This is a genomic window from Rhodoferax sp. UBA5149 (assembly GCF_002413825.1).
Taxonomy (GTDB): Bacteria; Pseudomonadota; Gammaproteobacteria; order Burkholderiales; family Burkholderiaceae_C; genus Rhodoferax.
In genome coordinates, this window is sequence record NZ_DHXT01000172.1 from 12,731 (window position 1) to 16,908 (window position 4,178).

The 4,178-nt window shown below is 62.8% G+C and carries 5 protein-coding genes and 1 pseudogene; 2 read left to right on the plus strand and 4 right to left on the minus strand.

The window, feature by feature from the left end; translation table 11 throughout:
• Both B3V69_RS15605 and trhA read right to left on the minus strand, forming a co-directional pair.
• Window positions 1-673: MFS transporter (locus B3V69_RS15605; RefSeq protein ID WP_296447933.1), on the minus strand; the 673-nt coding region annotated here is incomplete at its 3' end.
• Between the two features lie 15 nt (window positions 674-688).
• Window positions 689-1,306: a PAQR family membrane homeostasis protein TrhA gene (gene trhA / locus B3V69_RS15610; RefSeq protein ID WP_296447934.1), complete on the minus strand. Its 618-nt coding sequence runs from the start codon at window positions 1,304-1,306 to the stop codon at window positions 689-691.
• Between the two features lie 78 nt (window positions 1,307-1,384).
• On the opposite strand from trhA, the gene B3V69_RS15615 reads away from it, so the two are divergent.
• Together B3V69_RS15615 and B3V69_RS15620 are read left to right on the plus strand one after the other, a co-directional pair.
• Window positions 1,385-1,861 carry a CopD family protein gene (locus B3V69_RS15615; protein WP_296447935.1) on the plus strand — a complete coding sequence of 159 codons (477 nt, stop codon included), beginning with the start codon at window positions 1,385-1,387 and terminating at the stop codon, window positions 1,859-1,861.
• Window positions 1,862-1,871: 10 nt separating this feature from the next.
• Window positions 1,872-3,110 (plus strand): multidrug effflux MFS transporter, encoded by a 1,239-nt coding sequence (locus tag B3V69_RS15620; RefSeq protein WP_296447936.1) that lies wholly within the window; start codon window positions 1,872-1,874, stop codon window positions 3,108-3,110.
• 7 nt (window positions 3,111-3,117) lie between these two features.
• On the opposite strand, the gene B3V69_RS15625 is transcribed toward B3V69_RS15620, so the two are convergent.
• Window positions 3,118-3,828 carry a hypothetical protein gene (locus B3V69_RS15625; protein WP_296447937.1) on the minus strand — a complete coding sequence of 237 codons (711 nt, stop codon included), beginning with the start codon at window positions 3,826-3,828 and terminating at the stop codon, window positions 3,118-3,120.
• Window positions 3,825-4,178 (minus strand): annotated as a pseudogene (locus tag B3V69_RS15630) (mammalian cell entry protein); the annotation flags it as partial. The pseudogene B3V69_RS15630 and the gene B3V69_RS15625, both read right to left, overlap by 4 nt.

Sequence of the window (4,178 nt, forward strand, 5' to 3'; positions counted from 1 at the left end):
TGACCAGATAGCGCTTGAATGCCGGGCTGAGGATCTGCCATGTTTCAAACATGTTCTCGCGCTCGTGCTTGACTCCGGGCTGGTCCTTGATGAGGCCCAGGGCCACGATGCTGAGCAAGGCCGGAACCAGCGCCACCCAGAACAGGGTCCGGTAGGTCGAGGCCCCATCCCCCAGCCACGACAGCAAGCCATACGCCACCAGGGGCCCGACCACGGCGCCGGCTTTGTCAAGCGCCTTGTGCACGCCAAACGCATACCCTCTGGTGTCTTTGTCGGCCACGGCCGACAGCCAGGCATCACGCGGTGGCCCCCGAAAACCCTTGCCCAGTCGCTCGATGACACGAAAAACACTGAGACCAAGCACCGAGCTGGTGATCAATAAAATGATTTTGGCCAGTGTGGAAAACCCATAGCCGGCCAGCGCGAAGATTTTGCGTTTTCCGGTCCGGTCGGACAACCAGCCAGCGAAATAATTCAAGGAGGAAGCGGACAAGTCGGCAAAGCCCTCAATCATGCCAAGCAAAGCGGCCGAGGCTCCCGCGATCGTGGTGAAGAAAATCGCGAAGACCGAGAAAATCATCTCCGAGCTCAGGTCTGTCAAAAAGCTCACCAGACCGAGCTTGAGTACGTCTGGATGCACGCCAAATTTCTTTTTCACAGGATCAGTTGGCATAGGGTCCTTCATGGTCTACAGCACATAGTGCAGGATCGCCACGTAATGGGCGGCGCTGCCAGCGATAACGAACAAATGCCAGACGCCGTGCGCGTGGGTCAGGCGGGTGTCGAGCACAAAGAAGATGATACCGATCGTATAGAACAGTCCGCCAGCCGCGACCCAGGCGAAACCGGCTGGCCCCAGCACCTGCAGCAGCGGGACCACCGCCACCAGGGCGACCCAGCCCATCACGACGTAAATCACCACGGATAGTATGCGCGCCCCGCGCTTGGGTCGCAGCTCCTGCAGACTGCCGAGCACGGCGAGCCCCCACACCACTGCGAGCAGCGACCAGCCCCAGGGGCCGCGCAGCGTCACCAGGCAGAACGGTGTGTAACTGCCGGCGATGAGCAGATAGATGCTGTGATGGTCAAGCTTGCGCAGGATGTCCTTGGCGCGCCCGCGCACGCTGTGGTAGGCCGTGGAGAAGCTGTAGAGCAAGACCAGGGTCAGGCCGTAGATTGAGACGCTCACCAGCTTCCAGGGGTCCCCGCCCAGCGCCGCCAGCACGATAAGCACGATGCCGCCCGCAAGCGCCAGCACGGCCCCGACCAGATGCGTCAAAGCGTTGAACTTCTCGCCGTAGTACATGGGTTCATCATAGCGGGGGGCGGCTGTGGCATCATCAAACGCGCTTGCCATCTGAACAACAACAATCTGACCCTGCTTATGTTTTACGCCACTCTTAAAACCATTCACCTCTTGTCTGTCATCGTCTGGATTGGCGGCATGGTGTTTGCCCAGTTCTTTTTGCGCCCGGCGGTCGCCCGACTGGAAGTGCCCGATCGGGTGCGTTTGATGCACGATGTGCTGGGTCGTTTCTTCAACGCCGTGCTGGTGGCCGCCGGGCTGGCCCTGGCCAGCGGCGTGTGGATGATGGGCCGCATTGCACGGCAGACGCTGCAATCGGGCATCAAGGTCAGCATGCCGCTCGAATGGATCGTGATGGCGCTGCTGGGTGTGGTGATGTTGGGCATTTTTGGCTACATTCGCGTTAGCCTGTACCCCAGTCTCACCCGGGCTGTGACGGCTGCGGCCTGGCCTGCCGCGGGCGCCGCGCTGGCGCGTATTCGCACCTGGGTGATGGTGAATCTGGTCATTGGCGTGGTGATTGTGGCGGTGACGCTGCTGGGCGCATCGAGCTGATACGTCTGCCATGAATCCGGACGCAAAACAACTCTGGCGCGCGCCGCGCTGGGCACTGGCGGTGTTGCTGGCCGTGCTGGGCATGCTCGGCCCGTTTTCCATCGACACCTATATTCCTGCTTTTTCGGGCATCGCCCAGTCACTGGGCGCCACACCCGTGCAGATGCAGCAGACCCTGTCGGCCTATCTGTTCGGCTTTGCCTTCATGAGCCTGTTTCATGGCGCGATTTCCGACAGTCTGGGGCGACGGCCTGTGGTTCTGTGGGGGCTGGCGGCCTTCACGCTGGCGTCCGCCGGCTGTGCGCTGTCGCAAAGCATTGGCCAGCTGGTGTTCTTCCGGGCGATGCAGGGGCTGAGCACCGGGGCCGGCATTGTGGTGGCGCGTGCGGTAGTGCGCGACATGTTTGACCCGACCCAGGCGCAAAAGGTGATGAGCCAGATCACCATCTATTTCGGGGTCGCTCCGGCCATTGCACCGATCGTCGGCGGCTGGTTGTTTGTGCATCTCAACTGGCACAGTATTTTCTGGTTTCTGACCGCTGTTGGCGTCGTGCTGTGGATCGCCAACTACAAACTGCTGCCCGAAACACTGCACCTCACGCACCGGCAACCGCTCAAGATCAGCAACCTGATGCAGGGTTATTGGCAACTGGGGCGTGATCCGCGGTTCTTGCTGTTGGCGCTGGCCAGTGGTGTGCCATTCAACGGCATGTTTTTGTACGTTTTATCGGCGCCGGCCTTTCTCGGCGAGCACCTGGGCTTGGCCCCGACGCAGTTTTTCTGGTTTTTTGTGCTCACCATCAGCGGCATCATGGGCGGTGCCTGGGTCAGTGGCCGCATGGCTGGAAAATTGGCGCCCAAACGGCAGATCAAGTATGGTTTTGTGGTCATGCTGCTGATCGCGCTGCTCAATCTCGGGGCCAATCTGCTGTTCAAGGCCCATGTGTCGTGGGCGCTTATTCCACTGGCGATCTTTGCTTTTGGCTGGGCCATGATGGTGCCCGTGGTGACGCTGCTGGTGCTGGACCTTCACCCTGATCGACGCGGCATGGCGTCTTCCCTGCAGGCGTTTATCGGTTCATCGGCCAATGGCTTGGTGGCCGGCGTCGTCGCGCCGCTGGTCATGCATTCAACGGTTGCCATGGCAGCGGCTTCGCTGGCCATGATGTGTGTCGGCCTGATTGCCTGGGTGTACCTGCGCCGTCGCTGGCCGGACATCGGCCAAACGGTCGCCCACCCAGCTCACTGAAGTTGGCTCACTGAATGGTTGGGGGTACCTGCAAGACCAGGTCGATGCGCCGCTGCAGGCGCGCCGCCGCATCGTGGTCGCCGGCCTCAATGGCACGCTGACGCTGCAGCCCGAGCCAAGCCAGCAGCGGGCGGCGCCAGCCCTGGGCCGATGCCGTTTCCGTTGCCACCACGATGTCGGCCGGCGTCAAGTGGCTGCTCTGCAGCAGCACACCGGCCGCCACCAGGCGCGCCAGCGGGTCTTCCATGCTGCCCAGCGCGCTCGTGGCTGCCGCTGGATTTGGCGGGTTGCTCGCCGCTTGGCTGGCAACTGCATTCAAGACCAGTGCGCGATGCTGCACGGGCAGCAGGGCAGGGTCCAGTCCAGTCCAGCGCCCCGTCAGGTAAGCGGCATAGGCCTGCTCGGCGGCACGGGCATCCTGGGCCAGCGGCTGGTAGCCCGCACAGTTGTCAAACTCCAGGCTGGCCACGCGCACGGCGCAGCGCGTCAGCTCGGCGCGGGCCAGCAAGTCGGCACGGCCGGTGCTGGAAATCTCAAGTTTGGCGCGGGCCAACTCGAAGTCGGCCAGACGGGTGTTGCCGCTCAGATACGCGGATGAAAACCCCTTGAGTGCCGCAAAGGCGTTGGCCTGCCAGTCCGGCGGCAGCGGCTTGCTGGCGCAGGCGCTCAGCAGCAGGGCGGCACTCACCATGGCGGTAAAAGTTAAACGTACTTTCATGGCAGCTTGATTTCCGTGTCACGGGCAAAAGGCCACTTGCGGTTGACCTCGTCCACCAGTTGGCTGACTTTGCGCAGGCTGATCTCCACCTCGGCGCGCAGGGCGCCCAGGTCAGCGCTGGCCACGCGGGCGTTGGCGCCCACGGCTTGCGCCTCGACCAGCACGGCATCGACCTTCTGCAGGCTGGCGCGCACGTCGGTCAGCACGGCGGTGAGCTGCGCGACGGCGGCGCGCGTGCCGTCCACGGTCGCCTGCGCGCTGTCCATCACGCCGTTGGCGCCGAAGACGCGCTGGTCGGTCTTGGCCAGCAAGGCGTTGGTGCGGTCCAGTGTGGCCATGATTTTTTTGGC